General features: G+C 61.2%; 16 protein-coding genes. 6 read left to right on the forward strand and 10 right to left on the reverse strand.

The window, feature by feature from the left end; all coding sequences use genetic code 11:
- Window positions 1-100: 100 nt before the first annotated feature.
- On the reverse strand, window positions 101-640 hold the full coding sequence (locus G4D79_RS11740; RefSeq protein ID WP_099697807.1) for a C40 family peptidase: 540 nt from the start codon (window positions 638-640) through the stop codon (window positions 101-103).
- Between the two features lie 413 nt (window positions 641-1,053).
- Here G4D79_RS11740 and G4D79_RS11745 point away from each other — a divergent pair, with 413 nt between their 5' ends.
- The 3 genes from G4D79_RS11745 to G4D79_RS11755 all read left to right on the forward strand — a co-directional run bounded on the left by G4D79_RS11745 (window position 1,054) and on the right by G4D79_RS11755 (window position 3,327).
- Window positions 1,054-1,335, forward strand: coding sequence for a DUF6412 domain-containing protein (locus tag G4D79_RS11745; RefSeq protein ID WP_003939922.1), 282 nt, complete (start codon window positions 1,054-1,056; stop codon window positions 1,333-1,335).
- Window positions 1,336-1,447: 112 nt separating this feature from the next.
- On the forward strand, window positions 1,448-2,401 hold the full coding sequence (gene yidC, locus G4D79_RS11750; RefSeq protein ID WP_099697806.1) for a membrane protein insertase YidC: 954 nt from the start codon (window positions 1,448-1,450) through the stop codon (window positions 2,399-2,401).
- 50 nt (window positions 2,402-2,451) lie between these two features.
- On the forward strand, window positions 2,452-3,327 hold the full coding sequence (locus G4D79_RS11755; RefSeq protein WP_099697805.1) for an oxidoreductase: 876 nt from the start codon (window positions 2,452-2,454) through the stop codon (window positions 3,325-3,327).
- 78 nt (window positions 3,328-3,405) lie between these two features.
- Here the strand turns inward: G4D79_RS11755 and G4D79_RS11760 are convergent, their stop codons facing one another.
- From G4D79_RS11760 to G4D79_RS11785, 6 genes are all read right to left on the reverse strand, one after another.
- Window positions 3,406-4,413, reverse strand: coding sequence for an NADP-dependent oxidoreductase (locus tag G4D79_RS11760; protein WP_019745038.1), 1,008 nt, complete (start codon window positions 4,411-4,413; stop codon window positions 3,406-3,408).
- The gene (locus G4D79_RS11765) at window positions 4,410-4,838 is read right to left on the reverse strand and encodes an organic hydroperoxide resistance protein (protein WP_003939720.1); all 429 of its coding nucleotides are present in this window, start codon (window positions 4,836-4,838) and stop codon (window positions 4,410-4,412) included. The genes G4D79_RS11760 and G4D79_RS11765 overlap by 4 nt, the downstream gene beginning before the upstream one ends.
- Window positions 4,835-5,296 (reverse strand): MarR family winged helix-turn-helix transcriptional regulator, encoded by a 462-nt coding sequence (locus tag G4D79_RS11770; protein ID WP_042451335.1) that lies wholly within the window; start codon window positions 5,294-5,296, stop codon window positions 4,835-4,837. Before G4D79_RS11770 ends, G4D79_RS11765 begins: the two co-directional genes overlap by 4 nt.
- 78 nt (window positions 5,297-5,374) lie before the next feature.
- Complete coding sequence (locus G4D79_RS11775; protein WP_099697804.1) at window positions 5,375-6,757, reverse strand: condensation domain-containing protein; 1,383 nt, start codon at window positions 6,755-6,757, stop codon at window positions 5,375-5,377.
- Complete coding sequence (locus G4D79_RS11780; protein WP_050654764.1) at window positions 6,757-8,223, reverse strand: condensation domain-containing protein; 1,467 nt, start codon at window positions 8,221-8,223, stop codon at window positions 6,757-6,759. Before G4D79_RS11780 ends, G4D79_RS11775 begins: the two co-directional genes overlap by 1 nt.
- Complete coding sequence (locus tag G4D79_RS11785) at window positions 8,156-9,652, reverse strand: condensation domain-containing protein (RefSeq protein WP_099697803.1); 1,497 nt, start codon at window positions 9,650-9,652, stop codon at window positions 8,156-8,158. Before G4D79_RS11785 ends, G4D79_RS11780 begins: the two co-directional genes overlap by 68 nt.
- A gap of 470 nt (window positions 9,653-10,122) precedes the next feature.
- Here G4D79_RS11785 and sthA point away from each other — a divergent pair, with 470 nt between their 5' ends.
- The gene (gene sthA / locus G4D79_RS11790) at window positions 10,123-11,535 is read left to right on the forward strand and encodes a Si-specific NAD(P)(+) transhydrogenase (protein WP_054188916.1); all 1,413 of its coding nucleotides are present in this window, start codon (window positions 10,123-10,125) and stop codon (window positions 11,533-11,535) included.
- Between the two features lie 151 nt (window positions 11,536-11,686).
- Complete coding sequence (locus G4D79_RS11795; RefSeq protein ID WP_003940348.1) at window positions 11,687-12,589, forward strand: hypothetical protein; 903 nt, start codon at window positions 11,687-11,689, stop codon at window positions 12,587-12,589.
- A 325-nt stretch (window positions 12,590-12,914) separates the two neighbouring features.
- Here G4D79_RS11795 and G4D79_RS11800 read toward each other — a convergent pair whose 3' ends face one another.
- Together G4D79_RS11800 and G4D79_RS11805 are read right to left on the reverse strand one after the other, a co-directional pair.
- Window positions 12,915-13,349 carry a hypothetical protein gene (locus G4D79_RS11800; RefSeq protein ID WP_083056824.1) on the reverse strand — a complete coding sequence of 145 codons (435 nt, stop codon included), beginning with the start codon at window positions 13,347-13,349 and terminating at the stop codon, window positions 12,915-12,917.
- A gap of 50 nt (window positions 13,350-13,399) precedes the next feature.
- Window positions 13,400-14,401 (reverse strand): helix-turn-helix domain-containing protein, encoded by a 1,002-nt coding sequence (locus G4D79_RS11805; RefSeq protein ID WP_235867828.1) that lies wholly within the window; start codon window positions 14,399-14,401, stop codon window positions 13,400-13,402.
- A 364-nt stretch (window positions 14,402-14,765) separates the two neighbouring features.
- On the opposite strand from G4D79_RS11805, the gene G4D79_RS11810 reads away from it, so the two are divergent.
- Entirely contained in the window at window positions 14,766-17,285 is a 2,520-nt protein-coding gene (locus G4D79_RS11810) for a LuxR C-terminal-related transcriptional regulator (RefSeq protein WP_099697801.1), read from the forward strand.
- A 6-nt stretch (window positions 17,286-17,291) separates the two neighbouring features.
- Here G4D79_RS11810 and G4D79_RS11815 read toward each other — a convergent pair whose 3' ends face one another.
- A complete protein-coding gene (locus tag G4D79_RS11815; RefSeq protein ID WP_030535291.1) occupies window positions 17,292-18,047 on the reverse strand; it encodes a MerR family transcriptional regulator in 756 nt (251 codons plus the stop codon).
- Between the last annotated feature and the right edge of the window lie 276 nt (window positions 18,048-18,323).

An 18,323-nucleotide genomic window follows, 5' to 3' on the forward strand; every position in this document is an offset into this window, starting at 1 on the left:
ACATTCCGCGCAATGGGGGAGTGTCAATCGTTCGGCTCGCGACGAGCGATTCGAATATCGCCGCGATACACGCTGTTTCATCGAGCTTGCGGGATTCATGTCAGTAACGTCGGGCGAGGTAGTACGGCATCGAGTCCACGGGTGCGCGTTCGACCGACTCCCCGGACGTCGGGGCGTGAACGATCTCACCGCCTCCGGCGTAGATCCCCACATGCTCCCCGCCGTAGTACAGGACCACGTCACCCGGCTGTAGATCGTCCCGGGAAACTGGAGTGCCGCCAACCGCCTGGTCGTAGCTGGTTCGCGGAATCGAAACGCCCGCTTGTGCATAGGCCCATTGAACGAGACCGGAGCAGTCGAACGAGTCCGGCCCGGTCGCGCCCCAGACGTACGGAGCGCCGATCTTGGACTCTGCGGCTGCCAATACGCGGCCTGTATCCGAGGAAGCGAAAGCTGACACCTTCGCCGGATTCGTGTCGACGGAAACTGCGGCGATGTTCCAGTCCCGAAGCACGGGGGCCTGAGCGTTCGCGGTGTCGATACTCACGGCAAGGGTTGTCAGGGAAAGAACGCCGACGACAAGCGCCGTTCCGAGTGCATGCTTCTTCGTGCGGGGGTCGGTGAATCGGTGGTGCGACATTTCGCGTGTTGCCTTTGCGTCGATGCGTCCCGAAGCAGGTGTCCAGCTGGGTGTGATCGGGCTTCGGCTTGCGACACTCAGCCTGGTTGCGCCTCGACGTGTTCGCACCGGTCAGTTGGACGGGGTGCATACCTGTTTCGAGCGGCATTGTGGGTGCAAGGCCTGTTGATCGATCGCGAGAACTTCGACGGACTTTCGTGATCCGAATCAAGGAGGGCACGGCGGCCGGCGTCCCCCGGCTCCGGTCAGGCGATTCGCAGCGGGAGCGCCGAACGCTCAACAGTGGCACGGTCGGATGGACCACGATCCTGCGCACAAATGGCTGCGCGAACAAGTACGTGAGGCAAGCGTCTGGCTGGATTCGGCAGACGTTCTGTACTCTCGCAGTCATGCAACAGCGGAGCACAGGAACGGTGACACGGTCACTGTTGCTGCTTCTGCTGCCGTTCATCGCTCTTCTCGCAGTGCCTCCGCTTGGTTCCTCGGGTAGCGCCGCGGTGCTGGGAACTGCGATTGCCGTCTTCGTGGTCGCTGCGCTCGCAACCTCCTCGAAGTACGAACTTCTGCAACTGTGCGCGGTTTCGGCCACTGGCCCGTCTGATGACGAACGCTGCCTGCGTGGTGCTTTCCGCAGGCAGAGCAGCCCGGACGCGCCCGGTCGTCCGCAACCTCGAGCTCCGGGAATCGGTCTGTAGATCGGCAGTCGGCGGGTGTGAACTCGTCGTAGGTCGGTCAGACGTCTTGCGTCCACGACCATTCCCGCGCTCTCATCTCTCTGAGCGTGCCTTTCGGTGAGGTTCATTCGTCATGCTCGATTTTGTCTACTACCCCGTGTCCGGAATCCTCTGGTTCTGGCACAAGGTCTTCTCACTGGTCTCCGGATCACCCGACAACGGCGTCGTGTGGGCGTTGTCGGTCGTATTTCTCGTCTTCACGCTCAAAGCCCTGCTGTTCAAACCCTTCGTCAAGCAGGTCCGCACTCAACTGGTGATGCAGAAGCTGCAACCTCAGATCAAGGCGTTGCAGAAGAAGTATTCGGGTGACCGGCAGAAACTCACTGTAGAGATGGCCAAGCTGCAGAAAGAACATAATTACAGTCCGTTGCTCGGCTGTCTGCCGATGCTGGTTCAGGCACCGGTGTTCATTGGTCTCTATCACGTCCTGCGATCGTTCAATCGGACCGGAGCGGCATCGCACGTCCCGTTTCTGAGCCCGACCGAACCGCTGTCGGTGGCGGACAACGCGAACACGGCCAACTACTTCTTCAGTGCCTCGGATGTGCAGTCTTTTCTCGACGCCAAACTGTTCGGCGCACCGTTGTCCGCCATGATTTCGAGCCCGGCAGCACAACTGGAAGCATTCGGCGACGTCAGCCGTATCTCCATCATTCTGGTAGCGGTACCGCTGATGATATTTGCCGCCGTCGCTACACATTTCACATCGCGGGCATCCATCGCGCGCCAAGTGGACACCGGAACCGTCAACCCTCAAACAGCGATCATGAACAAGCTCGCATTGTGGGTGTTTCCGGTGGGGGTGATCGCTTTCGGTGCGTTCGCGCCCGTGGCGATCCTGCTGTATTTCGTGAGTAACAACTGTTGGACGCTGGGACAACAGCATTTTGTGTACGGACGCATCGCTGCGGAGCAGAAGGAAGCCGAATCGTCGCCGACTCCCGGAATGACCGCGCCCCCGTCGCCCAGAGTGGCTGCACCGCCGCTGCCGGGCGCCAAGCCCATCCGCGCCAAGCGCAGGCGATGACGGAAAGCGACCCCTCCCTACCGGCGAGTAAGGCACGTACGCTGGAAAGCATGACCAAATGGACCGCAGAAGACGTAGTCGATCAGACCGGCCGCACATTTGTCGTCACGGGGGCGAACAGCGGACTGGGTGAGGTAGTCGCACGAGCGCTGGGCAAAGCCGGGGCCGACGTCGTCCTCGCCTGTCGTGACACCACGAAGGCCGACGCCGTAGCCGCCGAGATCGGGCCCAACGCGGTTGTCCGCAAATTGGACCTCTCGGATCTGTCGTCGGTACGAGCCTTCGCCGACGCAATGGAGAAGGTCGACGTCCTGGTGAACAACGCCGGCGTGATGGCGGTTCCGTTCCGCCGGACGGTCGACGGATTCGAAATGCAGATCGGCACAAACCATCTCGGACACTTCGCATTGACCGGATTGCTGAAGGACAAGCTCACCGATCGTGTCGTGACGATGTCCAGTGCCCTGCATCAGCTCGGAACTGTCGATCTGGACGATCTCAATTTCGAGCGTCGGAAGTACAACCGATGGTTGGCCTACGGGCAGTCCAAGCTTGCCAATCTGTTGTTCACGTACGAACTTCAACGCAGGTTCGCGGCGTCGGGATCTTCGCTCAAAGCGCTCGCTTCGCATCCGGGATACGCGTCGACGAACCTGCAGGGGCACACCGAGTCGATCCAGGACAAGCTGATGGGAATCGGCAATTCGATCTTCGCGCAGTCCGCGGAGATGGGCGCCCTTCCCGAACTGTGGGCGGCAACCGCGCCGGATGCCTTCGGCGGCAGTTACATCGGACCGGACGGTCCGTTCGAGCAGCGAGGGTATCCGAAGGTCGTGGGGTCGAACAAGAAGTCACACGATACGAAGACAGCCTCGGGTTTGTGGACACTGTCGGAGAAGTTGACCGGAGTCTCGTTCGGGATTTGATTCAGATATGAAGGTGGCCGCGAACTTCGAGAAGTTCGCGGCCACTTTCATATCCGTTCGAGCTAGATGTTGTTCGGGTTACAGCGTGACAACCATCTTGCCGGTGTTCGCGCCGCGCATCAGGTCGATGAACGCTTGCGGTGCATTCTCCAGGCCTTCGACGATGGTCTCGTCCCACTGAATCTTGTTGTCGGCGAGCCACCCTGCCATGTGGGTGCGGAATTCGCCACCGAGGTGACGGTAGCCGCCCACGAGGAATCCGCGCAGTGTGAGCTGCTTGCCGATCACCAGTGCCAGGTTGTGGGGAGCGGTGGGCTTCTCGGTGGTGTTGTACTGAGCGATGGCTCCGCACAGGGCAATCCGGCCACCCTGGTTCATGGCATCGATTGCGGCTTCGAGATGCTCGCCACCGACGTTGTCGAAGTACACGTCGATGCCGTCAGGGGCGGCAGCGGCGAGTAGTTCGGTGATCGGGCCATCGTGATAGTCGAATGCCGCATCGAATCCGAGTTCGAGAAGTCGGGCAACCTTCGCCGGTGAACCGGCGCTACCGATTACTCGCTTCGCTCCGAGCAACTTGGCGATCTGACCGACGAGCGATCCGACGGCACCTGCTGCGCCGGAGACGAATACGGTATCGCCTTCCTTGAACTCCGCAACCGCGGTGAGGCCGGCATACGCGGTGAGGCCAGTCATGCCGAGGGCACCCAGGTAGGCCGTCGCCGGCGCGATGGACGTGTCGGCCGGAGTCACTGCGGATCCGTCGAGGATGGCGTATTCACGCCATCCGAGGCCGTGGACGACAACGTCGCCCACGGCGCGATCAGCCGACTTGGATTCGACGACCTCGCCGACGGCACCACCGTCGAGCGGCGCACCGACCTGGAACGGCGGAAGGTAGGACTTCACGTCGTTCATTCGGCCGCGCATGTACGGGTCGACGGAGATGGCGATGTTGCGGACCAGGATCTGGCCGTCTTCGAGTTCGGGGAGTTCTACTTCGGCGGTGGCGAAGTTCTCCGACGTGGGCCAACCGTTCGGGCGTGAAGCGAGACGGATTTCCCGGCTGACAGTGGTAGTGCTCATTCGTCGTCCTTACTTACTTCGAGGGTGACCTCGATGTTGCCGCGAGTTGCATTGGAGTACGGGCACACCTGGTGTGCCTTCTCCGTCAGCTCGACGGCCTGATCATGGGGTAGATGGGGGAGTGAAACCTCCAGCGTCACAGCGAGTCCGAAGCCTCCTGCACCGTTGGGGCCGATGCCGACCCGCGCGCCGACTGCGGAATCAGCCACGTTGGCCTTCTCGGCACGGGCGACCATCTGCAGAGCGGAGTGGAAGCATGCTGCGTATCCGGCGGCAAAGAGCTGCTCGGGGTTGGTGCCTTCGCCGCTGCCACCCATTTCCTTGGGAATGGCGAGGCCGAGATCGAGGCGTCCGTCCGAGGTGCGAGCGTGACCGTTGCGGCCTTCGCCGGTGGCAAGTGCTTCTGCGGTGTAGACGATGTTCATGACTTCTTCTTTCCGTCGGAGTGGGCATTGGATGCTTGGAGCGACTCGCCGAGACGAGTGAGAACGTCTCGAAGTTCGGTGAGTTCGTCGGTGCTCAGACCAGTGGCACCTGCGAGTTTGGCCGGGATGTCCTCGGCCTTGCTGCGCAGGGTGGAACCCGCCTCGGTCAGGTGAATCTCGACGCGACGCTCGTCGGTGGTGAGGCGTCGGCGCTCGATGAATCCCAGACCCTCCAGCCTCTTGAGCAGCGGCGACAGAGTTCCGGTATCGAGATCGAGTGCCTCACAGATCTCACGCACGCCCCGGCCGTCTCGTTCCCAGAGTGTCAACAGGACGAGGTACTGGGGATACGTGATTCCCAGGTCGTCGAGCATTGCCCGGTACGCGGCCGTAGTGGCCCGCGACGCCGAATAGAGGGCGAAGCAGACCTGGCGTTCGAGAGCGAGTGGGTTGGTCACGAGAACAACTGTAGCGCACAGTTAAGTTGTGCACAACAAAAAAGTGTCAAATAGATCTACGGATAGGCGGCCGTTCGTCTACGGCGTCGACAGGATCTCGGAGACATGCGAGAGGAAGGTGTGCACTGTCCGGGCAGCGGGCGCAGGAAACCTGGTCCGCACTGCCAATCCGTCGTGAGTTCGTGAGAACCAGAACTGAACGTCGTCGGCGTTCGAGACGCGACTGAGTTGCTGCGGATTGATCGGCGCAGGCTGTGATTCGCTGGACTTTGATTTACGGGGGCGAGTTCCACCGGGCATGGTTCGGTAGTCGGCGTAGGACACCGAGAAGATGTCTCTGCGAGTGGGCGAAACCTCGGGCCCCAAGCTCCGCAACACCTGCCTCGACGACACGGACGACAGTGAAAGTGACTCGTGGAAAGCGAGATTGACTGCCCGGGCAGTGCTGTGAAGATTGTCCATGCTCGTCACGGTGATGGGCGCATTGGCTACCAGCCATCCGAAGGTGTGGTTGTGTCGCGGTTCCCGACGCGTGTGAACAGGGAACAGTAGGTGCGTGTCCCTCTTGCCGGTCAATTGTGTTGTGGCCAAACCGATCGACGCAAGAATTGCACCGAACGACGAGTGTCGATGATCGGCGCAGTTCTGGTCGAACAGCTCTGCTTCGTCGGCGTCGAGGAGCATTCGGGTGTCTGTGCCCTGGGGCGACATCGCCCCGGCGGGCAGTCCCAGATCTACGGGAAAATGGGGAGTGTCACCCCCGCATGCTCGGAGGAAGGACCGCCAACCCGCAATCCGGTGGTCGCCGGGCTCTGGATCCGCCGTTGCCGATTCCCGGAAGCAGTAGTTGAGGAAACTCCCGGGCTCCGGAAGGAGATCAGACGCGATCGGATCACGGTCCGCCCGCGTGTATTCGCGATACAGAGTGCTGATTTCGGTAATTGCGATGCTCATGGACCAGCCGTCGCAGATGGCATGGTCGAACCCGCAGACCACTGTCGACTGGTCCTCGCGGGTGATGGCACCGAGAAAGTACGCGGGAAACGCGAAAGGATTGCACCATCGATCCAAGCGCTCGCCCAAGAGTTCTCGCACCTGCTCCGGTGTTCTCGCGTCAGCCACTGTTTCCTCACGCAGGCGCAGATCGCCGACGTCGGCGACGTCGACGAACAGTGCCGAGGATTCACCCGATTCTTCGGCCTGGGAGAACGAGCACGACAGGGCGTCGTGACGGGACGTCCATTCCTCGAAGCTGGCCTTGAGTGCGTCCGTGTCGATGGGGCCGGGAACGTCGAAAGTAGCAGCGAGCCAAGTCGTATCGCCGCGGCTGCCGGCAAGATGCAGCTGCTGATTGGAGGTCGGGGGAACCGGATACGTCGTTCCGGTGGAGATTTCGCTCGGCGTCCACTGCAGAATGCGGCCCGGCCGTGCCTCGAACCTGTCGAGAAACGTGATGTGCATCAGGCGGTCTCCACTTCCTGACGTGCATCCGCCTGACGCACGACACGGTAGTCGCCGGTATCAGCGACCGTTCTCAGGACGTTGCGAAGGTGTCGTAGGTACCGATTCACCGATGTGTGCGCCTGCTCGGTGTCCGGAAAACTGACCATCACGTACGTACGGTCTTCCTTCCGGTTGATCCACATCGACAGATCACCCGTCGTTCCGGGCCCACCCAGTGCCCGCGCCTCGAGTTCGTCATGGTGCTCGGCACCTGGAATCAGGCGCATGTCGATGTACGACACCATCGGCGGGACCGAGGTTCCACCGATGTCGGATCCGGTCAACTTCGACACCTGGGCGATCACCGAGTGAATGGACACGTCCGCGAGTCCCTTCACCGCAGCGCGAGCAGCGTGGGCAAGGGGGAGTGCATCGGTAAAGTTCGTGACACCGCTCAGCGTGAACGAGACCGGGACGAGATTGATGAACCAGCCTTGGGAATAGAGGTATCTCGGATCGGAGCGAGTGCCGACTGCGTTGAGCGCGAAGTAGTTCGCTCGATCCGCAACTTCGATCTCGGTGAGGGCGAGGGCTGCGAAGATCCCCGTGGAGAAGCCGACGCCATTGGACTTGCACAGCGCTGCGAACGCGGCTGACTCGTCGCTGTCGAGAACGTCGATGTGTGTGCGGGTCGACCGGGTCTGTTCGCCCCGCGCGACGCCGAGGTCGAGAGGGAACGTCGGGAGTTGGCCGGCGTTGGCGGCGAGAATCGAAATCCACTGCTGCACAGGCGCTGCGGCCAGGTCGAGGTTCCCCGCGGATGTCCGTTCCTCGCCGCTGTACTCGACGTAGCTGCCGGGAGAGGGAAGTTGAGCGTCGATGCCGGCGCTTTCGGCGATGTACAGCGCACGAAGTTCTTCGACGCCCAGCATCAACGACAGGCCGTCGGTGTGCGAGTGATCGACGCCGTAGTAGACGGTGAAGCCGGCGCCGTGCTCGACGACGCCACTGATGAACGAGGGCCATTGCAATGGGCTGGTATCGCCGGCGAAACTTCGGCTCACATGCTCGCGAACCGCATCTGTCGTGTTCAGAGAACCGATGCTGTGCGGCGTGAGTTCGATCGTCGACGCATCCACCACGTGACGGTCGATGACCCCGCTACCGTCGGGATCTTCGGATGATCTCACCTCGAACCAACTGTGCAGTGTGTTGTGCCGCAGGACAAACGCCTGGACCGCCCGACGCAGTGCCTCCCGATCGAGATCACCGGGCAGAGTGAACGTGAATCCGATCCACGGTGACCAGTCGACGCCTTGTGCGCGCTTGTGATCGGCGGTACGAATGTGTCCTTCCTGTAGGAACGAGAGCGGTTGGTCGCTCCGCGGTGCCCCGGATGCCGCCGCCAGGGATTGTTCAGTAGGCCTGAACTCGGTGAGCGTCCCGGCTTTCGGTGCCCAGAGATCGATGGGTGTCATTTCCATGAGAGTTCTCCTCGATCGGTACAGCGGTGTTGGTCGGAGGTGCGAAAGTGTCGGTCGAGAAGGCAAAGTCCTCCATTTCGCGGCGTAGGAGTCCCGCGAACTGATGGATGTGGCGGCTCGTGCGCGCGTTGCCCGGGTGGCGTATGGCCAGATTCAGCCCTTCGGGAGTCCGCGTGAGCCAGATGTAGACGTCGGTTCCCGAATGATCTCGACTACGAAGGCCCCTGGTCTGCCAGCTCGTCCATTGCTCGGCACCAGGAACGTGACGAACGTCCATGTACGAGAGCACGAACGGCAGGTGCTGCGGGGAGTCGATCAGCTCGCACACTTTCGAATACGGCAGTGCCGCGGCGGGGCGGACGCGCCGTATCTCCGTGCCGGCAACCTTGGCCAGATCGCTCACGGTTGCGGCGGGGGCTATCGGAATCCTCACCGGCACAACACCGATGAACCATCCCAGCGACGCGGCCCATCGAAGCTCCGAACGGGTGTGTTGCGGCACGACGACGCGGAATTCGTCTGCACCGGTGAGATCGCCGGTCACCTTGGCCGCGCACGCGAGTATCGCGGCCAGGAATCCTTGGTTGCTGCGCTTGCTCGCTTCTGCCAGGCGTTCGGCTCCCCGGGCGCTCAGAAGCCAGGCGGACAGGCTCTGCTGAGGGACTCGGCGTCCGGTGACCGGTTCGGGTAGCGCTGGAAAGTACGGAGCCTCGCCTTGCGCGTAGAACTCGCGCCACGTCTGCACTGCCGGGTGAGAGCGGTCCGCGTGTCCCACGAGATCTCGTTCCTTGGTGCCGAAGTCGATGTAGCTTCCGGTCTCCGGCGGCGAGGGAGGGCTTCCCTCGCTCAACGATCGGTAGATCGTCTGCAGTTCGTGCGCGGTCAACGCCACCGAATATCCGTCCAGCAGAGCATGATCAGCGGCAAAAACCACGGTGAAGTGGTTGGGGCCTTCGATCGTCGCGAACTGATACGCAGGCCAGACAAGTGGATCGGTCGATCGGTCGAGCAGTTGCTGCAGATGCGTGAAGACAGACATCGAGGACGCAAGGTGTCCGACCTCGGTGCCCAGAATCCGGACGTCTCCAGACCCCGCGGTGCGTCGGACTATCGTTTCGCCCTCCACGGCGACGTGTGTTCGGAGCACTTCGTGGCGATCGATCCAGTGATCGAGAGCGGCCGCCCAGATCCTTCGGTCGAGTCGGTCGTGGATGCGAAACGAGGTACCCAGCCACGACGGAGTGCACACGTCGGTCTGATGGTGCACCTGCCGTTTCGCCTGCTCGGCATGTTTCAAGTGTGCCTCGTGTATGTAGCTGGCGGGACGCTGGTCGACAGGCCACAGATCGGGCGGATTCACCGCGGCGGGAGTCCACTCGGTGACGGTCCCTGGAGGTAGGGGATAGTCGGCAAGTTCCGTGAATTCCATTGGGAAACCTGATCTCTCGAGATGGCGAAAGGTGGGGATCGTGAACGGGGCGGATGTTTGTAACCGAGAGTGACAGATGATTAGTCAAGGCAAGTAGAACGCGGCCCGAGGCTCCGCGCAACTGCTTCGGTGCGGGATGTGACGAGGAACATTCCGCTCGTTTTTTCGGACAATTCGAATACTGGACATCCGGTTTACGGCCCTGGTCACCTGTCAGTTGATCGATCAATCACTCTGTGGTGAAACAAATTTCAACAGACCGTTGTGAATTCCGCCGGCGACGAAACATGTGCGCATGCGAACGTCGGAATATGTTTATGTGTAGCAAGTTTCGTATGGATTCGGCTGTATCTCTTTTAATTGCAACAGGGTTCGTGTACTGCCGTCGTGTCGTTTCGGCGCGCGGATTGTTCACCGAGTATTGACATGCTCGGCATCTGCCGGTCGTATGCAGACGGTATTTCTAAGCGATGACTGATCCGATGGAATACGACCTGGTTGTGATCGGCTCCGGCCCGGGTGGGCAGAAGGCTGCCATCGCGGCGGCCAAGCTGGGTAAACGGGTAGCGATGGTCGAGAAGGGCAACATGCTCGGGGGAGTGTGCGTCAACACCGGCACCATTCCGTCGAAGACGTTGCGTGAGGCGGTTCTCTACCTCACCGGGATGAACCAACGCGAACTGTACGGCGCGAGTTACCGCGTCAAGGAGAACATCACTCCGGCCGACCTGCTGGCGCGAACCCAGCATGTCATCACCAAAGAAATCGAAGTCGTTCGATCTCAGCTTCTGCGCAACCGCGTCGAATTGTTGATAGGGGTCGGCTCGTTCGTCGACGAGCACACCATCCTCGTCGAGGACTCCTCGCGCGGAGACAAGATGACGATCACGGCGAAGTTCGTCGTGATCGCGACCGGAACGTTGCCTGCTCGCCCGGCGGGGGTGTCCTTCGACAGTCACCGGGTGCTCGACTCCGACGGAATCCTCGATCTGACCTCCATCCCGACCACCATGGTCGTCGTGGGCGCGGGAGTGATCGGTATCGAGTACGCATCGATGTTCGCGGCACTCGGCACCAAGGTCACCGTCGTCGAGAAGAGGACGTCGATGCTGGACTTCTGCGACCCCGAGGTCATCGAATCGCTTCGATTCCATCTACGCGATCTGGCGGTCACTTTCCGATTCGGTGAAGAAGTGACGGCCGTCGACGTCGGAGCGAACGGAACGCTCACGACGCTGCGCAGCGGCAAGCAGATTCCAGCCGAGACCGTGATGTACTCGGCTGGACGGCAAGGCCTCACGGCGCCACTCGCGCTGGAGAACGCCGGGCTCGAAGCCGACGAACGTGGCCGTATCTACGTCGACGACAATTTCCGCACCAAGGTCGAACACATCTACGCCGTCGGTGACGTCATCGGATTCCCGGCGTTGGCGGCGACGTCGATGGATCAAGGTCGACTCGCGGCCTATCATGCCTTCGACGAACCAGGCGCGAAGCTGATGGATCTGCAGCCGATCGGCATCTACTCGATTCCCGAGGTGTCGTATGTGGGCGCCACCGAGGTCGATTTGACCAAGGAATCGGTGCCGTACGAGGTTGGCGTTTCCCGATACCGCGAACTCGCGCGCGGGCAGATCGCAGGCGACACCTACGGGATGCTCAAGATCTTGGTGTCGACGGATGACCTGAAACTGCTCGGTGTTCATATCTTCGGCTCGGGTGCAACGGATCTCGTGCATATCGGCCAAGCGGTGATGGGGTGCGGCGGGACCGTCGAATACCTTGTCGACGCCGTCTTCAACTATCCGACACTGTCCGAGGCGTACAAGGTGGCGGCGCTCGACGTCATGAACAAGATCAGGGCTCTCAAGCAATTCCACTAGGGGTCGGGGTGTCCCCAGGTACCGGTCAGGGTCGGTCGGTGTACTTCTCGGGTAGCACTTGTTCGAATACCTGAGGGTGATGTCAGGCCTGGGGAAATAGGGCAGGGTCTATCTCTATGACCATTGCCCAGGAACTTCGTGTGGAATTTCGATGCTGATCGGACTGATTGCCGCGATCGTGGCATGCGTCGGGTACGGCGTTGCATCCGTGCTGCAAGCCTACGGCGCGCGCAAGTCGGCAGCTGCCGCCGAGCAGCGTGGCGAGGCCGGACACGTGACGGCGTCGGGTGGCCCGACCTTGCGTTCGACGTTCGCGGCCGCGCTGACGGCGTCGTTCATCCTGGGGACCGTGCTCGATGCGGTCGGATTCGCCGGAAGTGCCATCTCCGCGCGGCTCATTCCACTGTTCTTGTCGCAGACAGTGGTCAGTGCCAATCTCGTCATCACGGCAGTGCTGGGGACCGTGGTCCTCGGCATCCAGTTGCATCGTCGCGACTGGTTCGCGATCGCTGCGGTGATCGGATCGCTCCTGCTGCTCGGATTGTCGTCAGGTCACGCGGGCGGTGGGAGTTCCAACGACGTCGTCCATTGGGGTGTCCTCGTGGGCTCGGCGTTGATCTTGCTGATCGGCATCGGTTTGATCCGATGGTTGGGCTCACGCGCAGCAGTTGTCGCCGGGTTGATCTCGGGTGTGCTGTTCGGCTGTCTGGCCATTGCCGTACGCGTGGTCTACGGAATCGATCCGTTCGAAATCGGTACGATGCTCCGCGATCCGGCCGGCTGGGCGATCCTCGTTTCGGGCCTGGGCGGTTTCTATCTGCACACGGTGGCGCTGCAACTGGGATCCGTCAACGGAGCGACAGCGGCTCTGGTTGTCGGCGAGACGGTGGTTCCGGGAATCGTCGGCGTCGTGGTGCTCGGCGACGCGTCGAGACCTGGCCTGGAATGGCTTGCCGTCGTCGGCTTCGTCGGGGCAATCGCGGGTGCCGTCGCCGTGGCCGTCTTCGGCGCGGCGAGCCACGAGGAGAAACCGGTCGAAGAAGTGACCGTCTGATGCGGTAGCGAAAAGCTGTGCTGTTCGACCGGTCAATTGGTAACGGAAACCGCGTTCTCGCAGATAGTTCCAGTGCGCCCCAACGTCCCGCATACGTTGTGCGGTCACGGGCAGCGGGACGAAGAACGGAGGAAAGTGATGAGCAGCTTGGATATTCAACGCTGGTCGAACGACTTCACCGCGCTGACCAAGGTCATATCGGAAGGCATCGAGCAGTTTGTTCTCCGGTTCATTTCCAGCTGAAGTGATCTGAGCTCGTTGCCCGTCGTGGAATTATTGATCTCCACCGCGATTCGGAGGACGAATCGTGATGAAGCAGAGGTTCTTACGAGGTCTGGGAGGCCTGGGCGGGGGCGAGCAGGTAGGAGAACACGTACGTAACTGCGGCGATGACCGCCAGTACGATCAAGGAGGTCGGGAGTCCTCCGGCATCTCGCACCGGGTCACCAGTAGCGACGACAGCCGACATGAACACTCCGATTACCAGCAATGTCACCGCCAAGGCAGAGCACGCAGCGAACCGATGCTTCCAGCAGCAGACTGTGCGCGCCGGCCATGTGTGGCTTGTTCTCAGGGCGCAGCGCCCACCTGCAACAGCGCTCGAGCCGACAATCAGCCCTGCCAGCGCTCCGATGAAGGCGGGTATGAACAGTCCTACCCAGGACCAGGCTCCATCGCCGACTATCGGGATCATCACGGCGACACCTGTGACCGCACCTGTGAGCGCAGCCAGACTCAGTTCCTTGTCGACCCAGCTCATGGATCAACTAGAACACAGGCACGCTCCCGAGGCTGTGGAGTATCTCGGATTCAGGGGCTGAAGAACTCGAGTCGGCGGTGCAGGCGTGCGATCGACGGGTCCCCGATCGTGCGTCTGCCGTGGGTTCGGGCTTGGCTCGGGGTCATCCCGTAGAAGTCCTTGAACGATCGCGCCAACTGGGATTTCGAGGTGAAGCCGCATCGCAGGGCCAACGCTTCGATCGTTTCGTTCGGCATCTCGGTTCTGGTCAATTCGCGGTAGACGAGTTCGAGACGCTTCCGCCGAATGACAAGAGCTATTCCGCCGTCGGATGCGAATGCGCGATAGAGCTGTGCCCGGGAGACGGACAATGCTGCGCACATGCTCGTCGGGCCGAGCCAGGTCTCCGAGAGATGCTCGGCGATGTAGGCGTACGCACGATCGCGGAGAGAGTGATCGGGCCGCGGCGACAGATCAGGTTCGGCGATACCCAAACTGACACGAAGGAGGGAAGCGACGACGTCCTCGTAGCCGGCCGCAGCATCGGGATCGAGATGCGGTAGCGCGAGTACGACCGATTGCATGCACTGAGCGAGCACGACGGCAGGAACTCCGCGCAGTACCGTCCCGTGTAGAGAACGACCCTTCGACTCGGCCTCGACGAGGGAACGCGGTGCGAGGAGCGTGATGGTGCGCCCTGTCGATTCTGCCTCCGCGTCGGCGGTCCAGGTACGCCCGAGGTCGAAGAATGTGACATCGCCTTGACGTGCGACGAAATCGACTCCGTCGGCGTTGCCGCTCAACTGCCCGTCGAGGACGACCTGGACCATGTATTCATCGTCGAGTCCGCTCTCGGCGATCAGCCGATTGTTTCGGGTGTACTTCTGTGCATTGAAGGTAGTTTGACCGATCAACGAGGTTCCGATGGAAAGCGCTGTGATCGAGCCTTCGAGAGATGTGTCAGGGTCAATTCGGTCGGTGACGAAGAACGGACGTGTGGCACTGCGCCAGAAGTCGTCGGCGTCCGCAGGATCGACCGATCGGGTCGACACGCGGATGCGGGCGGAATTCATCGACACGCGGGCATGATATGTCAGATCCCGCAGGTCGCAGTCACTCTCCCGCAAATAGACGCCAATAGTGACCGAGCCCACATAATGAGACAAATCGGGCGTATTTGTGAGACGGCCAGTGCTCGCGTGTCGCGGCGAAGCTGTCTATGTTGTTCGTTATGGGTGGACAGGTTGGGAGTTCGATGCTCGAACGAAATCTCGAGTTCGGCGGGGATCGACTGCTCGTTTGTCGGCCATCATGACGTCCACTTCGAATCGATCGCAGCTATCTCGAGCAAAGCGAAATCCTCGAGGAAGGGGCACGCTGCAAAGGCGGCTTGCCGGGCGTGGAGCCACGGCGATTCGTCCCCGCCTCCTCGGATTGATGGAACGCTCGGCGGGATTGACTGTCATCGATTCGCCACTTGGGTTCGGCAAGACGGAACTCGCCGCGTTGTGGCTCACGACTCTCGGGCAGGTGCCGAGCAGACCGGTAGTCTGGGTGCCGGCGCCATCGCATCGGATGACCCCCCTCGAGTACTGGAACACCGCGCTCGCAGTAATTCAGGATTCGCTGGAATCACTCGAGGCCCCGCCACGAATGCGCGAGGATCCAGTGGGCGCGATCGAATCACTCCTCGACTCGTCGCCCGCACCATTCGTGTTGGTGTTCAACCGCATCGACCTGGTTGAGGGTGACGAGGTGGGACGCCGAATCGTGGATCTGATCGTGCGGCTTCCCGGATTGAAAGTAATCGTCACGCTGCAGGATCGGTCTGCGACGGACTTGCTCGAAGACGTCCGCGTGGACGAGTACCTGTGCGCGAACGACCTCAGATACACGCTCGACGAGTCCACCGTTCTGTTCGCGGAGGCAGGGATTCACCTTCCCTCGGGCATCGTCCATTCGATCTGTGAACGCGTCGCCGGCGTTCCCGTGCTGATGAAGGTTGCTCTGAGTGCGGTTGCGGGGCTGAGTGAACCGAGCCGTGGAGGCGAACGCGTTCAGCAGCGAGTGGACCAGGCGATCCACGCGTACGTCAGTCGGACCGCTCCTCGGTCGGGCAAGTCGCTCGAGTTGTTCGACTTCGCGACTACGATCGCCGCTGCCCGCACGGTGACACCAGAGATCGCTCGTGTCTTGTCCGACGATCTTGACGTGGAGGGCAAACTGGACTTGCTCGAGTCTTTCGGTCTGATCTTCCGGAATGGTTTCGAGGGAGAACCGTCCTGGTACTTCGCGCCGTCAGTTCGACTGGCATTCATACAGATACGGGCCGAACAAGGGGATGGATTCGAAGATCCCTTCCAGGTACTCGTCGATCACGCTCTCGGGACTTCGGATATAGCCGGTGCCGTTCACTACGCCTTGGACGGACGCAAGTGGACCAGGGTGCTCGACATACTCGAGCGCCACTGGGCTGATCTTCTGGTCGATCACACCGGATTGGTCCGGACTGCGTTGCAATCCATACCCGGTGACGTACTCAGTTCGAACCCTTCGATTCTGGTGGGTCGTGACCTGCTCGAATCACGTCTGCGGCCGCAGTTGATCAACGGCGATTCATTACCGACGGAACCGGCGGAATTGCGTGCGATAGGTGGTAGTCCGCATGCGCACAGCTTGTTGAACGTCGGAACTGTCCAATCGGTGGTGCTGAGAACATCCGGTAAGTACCAACGCTCTACCGAGATCACGCGCAAATTGGCGCACGTCGTGTACGGACTCGGCGACGAGTCGTTGGGCGCGTTGGGGTCTCAACTGCCCGCCCTGCGGCTGATCTGGGGGGTCTCGCATCAATTGACCGGTGACCTCGGTGATGCCGCGGTGGAATTGCGACTCGCCTATCAAGGTGCGGTGCAACATGGTCCGGAGTTCGTCCTGCGTCACGCCGCAGGCAATGCCGCGCTCAACTCCGCGCTGATCGGGGACGTCGCGCACGCGACGGACTGGCTGCACCTGGAAAGCACACACCCGGACGTTTCGGGATGGTTGGGACCGCCCTCGCACATGGGGGGAGCGATCGCGCGGGCACTGGTGGCGTGCGACAGCGTGGACCTGCACGCCGGAGCTGCCGCGATGGACGCACTCGCCGAGGTCACACCGCCGGGCGACCTGTGGGCGTTCGCGGCCTACACTTACACCAGATTTGCACTGCTGCAATCGGACCCGTTCTCGGGGCTGATTTCCCTCCAGCGCGCAGTGGCAACGCACGGGCACGTGAATCCGTGTGAACGATCGCTCGGTGACGCGCTTCTCACCGCGGCACGTATCGATCTTCTGTTGGCGTCCGGGGAGGGTACCAAGGCGCTGGAAGAATCAGTCGCTGCGCCACATACGTTTGCAGTTGTCACGGTCTCCGTGGCGCGGGCGCATCTCCTGACCGGGTCGCCGTCCCAGGCATTGGAATTGTGCCGCGAAATCGACTGGAGCGGGCAGTATCTCACGAGGTTTCGGCTCGAATCCCTGCTGATCGAATGCGCTGCTCTGTGTGAACTGGGCAGGATCCCCGCTGCCGCGAGTACATGGGAGGAAGCTCGCGGACTGCTCGAAACCTCCGGTGTCCTGTCGGCCCTGGCGACGATACCGCGTGATCTGATCAGGCAACTCGAAGATCGGGCCGAGGGCTCGAGCAGTGCCGTCGCGACCTTTCTCGAATCCGAAGCGGCGCAGATGTATCCGGCGGCCATCGTTCGGGTCCAATTGACGAAACGGGAGATGGACGTTCTCGTGGAACTGGGTCTCGGCATTCCGATCGGTGAGATCGCGCGGCGGTTGTTCGTATCCAACAACACGCTGAAGAGTCACCTCCGAGCCTTGTATCGCAAACTCGGTGCGCATTCCCGGGAAGAGGCTGTCGCGGCAGCGCACCGACACAACCTCCTCGGCAGTGGGCAGGACTGATCGGCGTCAGTGCAGATTGCGCTCGGCGTAGACCTTCATCGCGTCACGGACCAGCGAAGCGGTGCCTTCTCCGTACTTGTCGTAGTTTGCAGTGAAGCGGGGATCGTCGACGTACATCTGGCCGAGCCCGGTGAAGGCGTCGGCGCTGGGAGTCCTTCCCTGCCAACCGATCTTTATCCACTCGAACTGTCTTCGGGTAATCGTCTGGACGTCGTCGCTTTCCGCGGACAGCCCCGCTGTCAGTGCTTTTCCGAATGCCGCTGCGATGTCGGCTTGAGCTTGCAGATGAGCTTTACGGTCCTGCTCCGACATCGACCGCCACCAGTTGTCGCCGCTGGTGTAGGCGTCCTTGCCCCAACGCTCGATGACCTCGTCCTTGTATCGGGTGTGGTCGAACCCGTCGAAAACATCTTCCGGCATGAGTGATTCACCATTCTTCGTCTTGTTCAAGGTCCTGTTGACCGATTCGATCTGTCTCGAGATCCGCGTGCGCTCTTGCTCGAGGAGTTCGAGGTGCGTACGCAGTGCGGCGGCCGTATCGCGTTCGCCGGTGAGGACTTCGGCGATGGCCGGCAATCCGAGTCCGAGTTCCCGAAGTAGAAGGATGCGTTGCAGTCGCACCAGGGCGTCTTCGTCGTAGAAGCGGTAGCCGTTGGCGCCGATGCGACTCGGTTCCAGGAGTCCCAAATCGCCGTAGTGACGCAGCGTTCTGCTGGTGGTACCTGCGGATTTGGCGAGTTCTTGGATGGACCATTCGCTCACGTGGAGTTCCTACTCTCGGATCGGTTGTGCTCATTCAGCATGCAAGTTGACGTTGCGTCAATGTCAAGAAAGTTCTCGGTGTGCATTGTCGGGAACGTTTTATGTCCGTTTCGCCGTATCGCCACGAACGGGTCTCCAACTGATTGATTCGATGACCTAGGTCACGTGATTTGGCTCACAAATTGTCAATTTGAATAGTTGAACAAGCCTCTGTTGACGCTTTCACATACCTCGACCACGATCATCTGAACAGATCGAGTTACGCGGTTGTTGAAA

Source organism: Rhodococcus sp. WY5, from assembly GCF_018588185.1.
In the GTDB taxonomy this organism is placed as follows: domain Bacteria; phylum Actinomycetota; class Actinomycetes; order Mycobacteriales; family Mycobacteriaceae; genus Rhodococcus_F; species Rhodococcus_F qingshengii.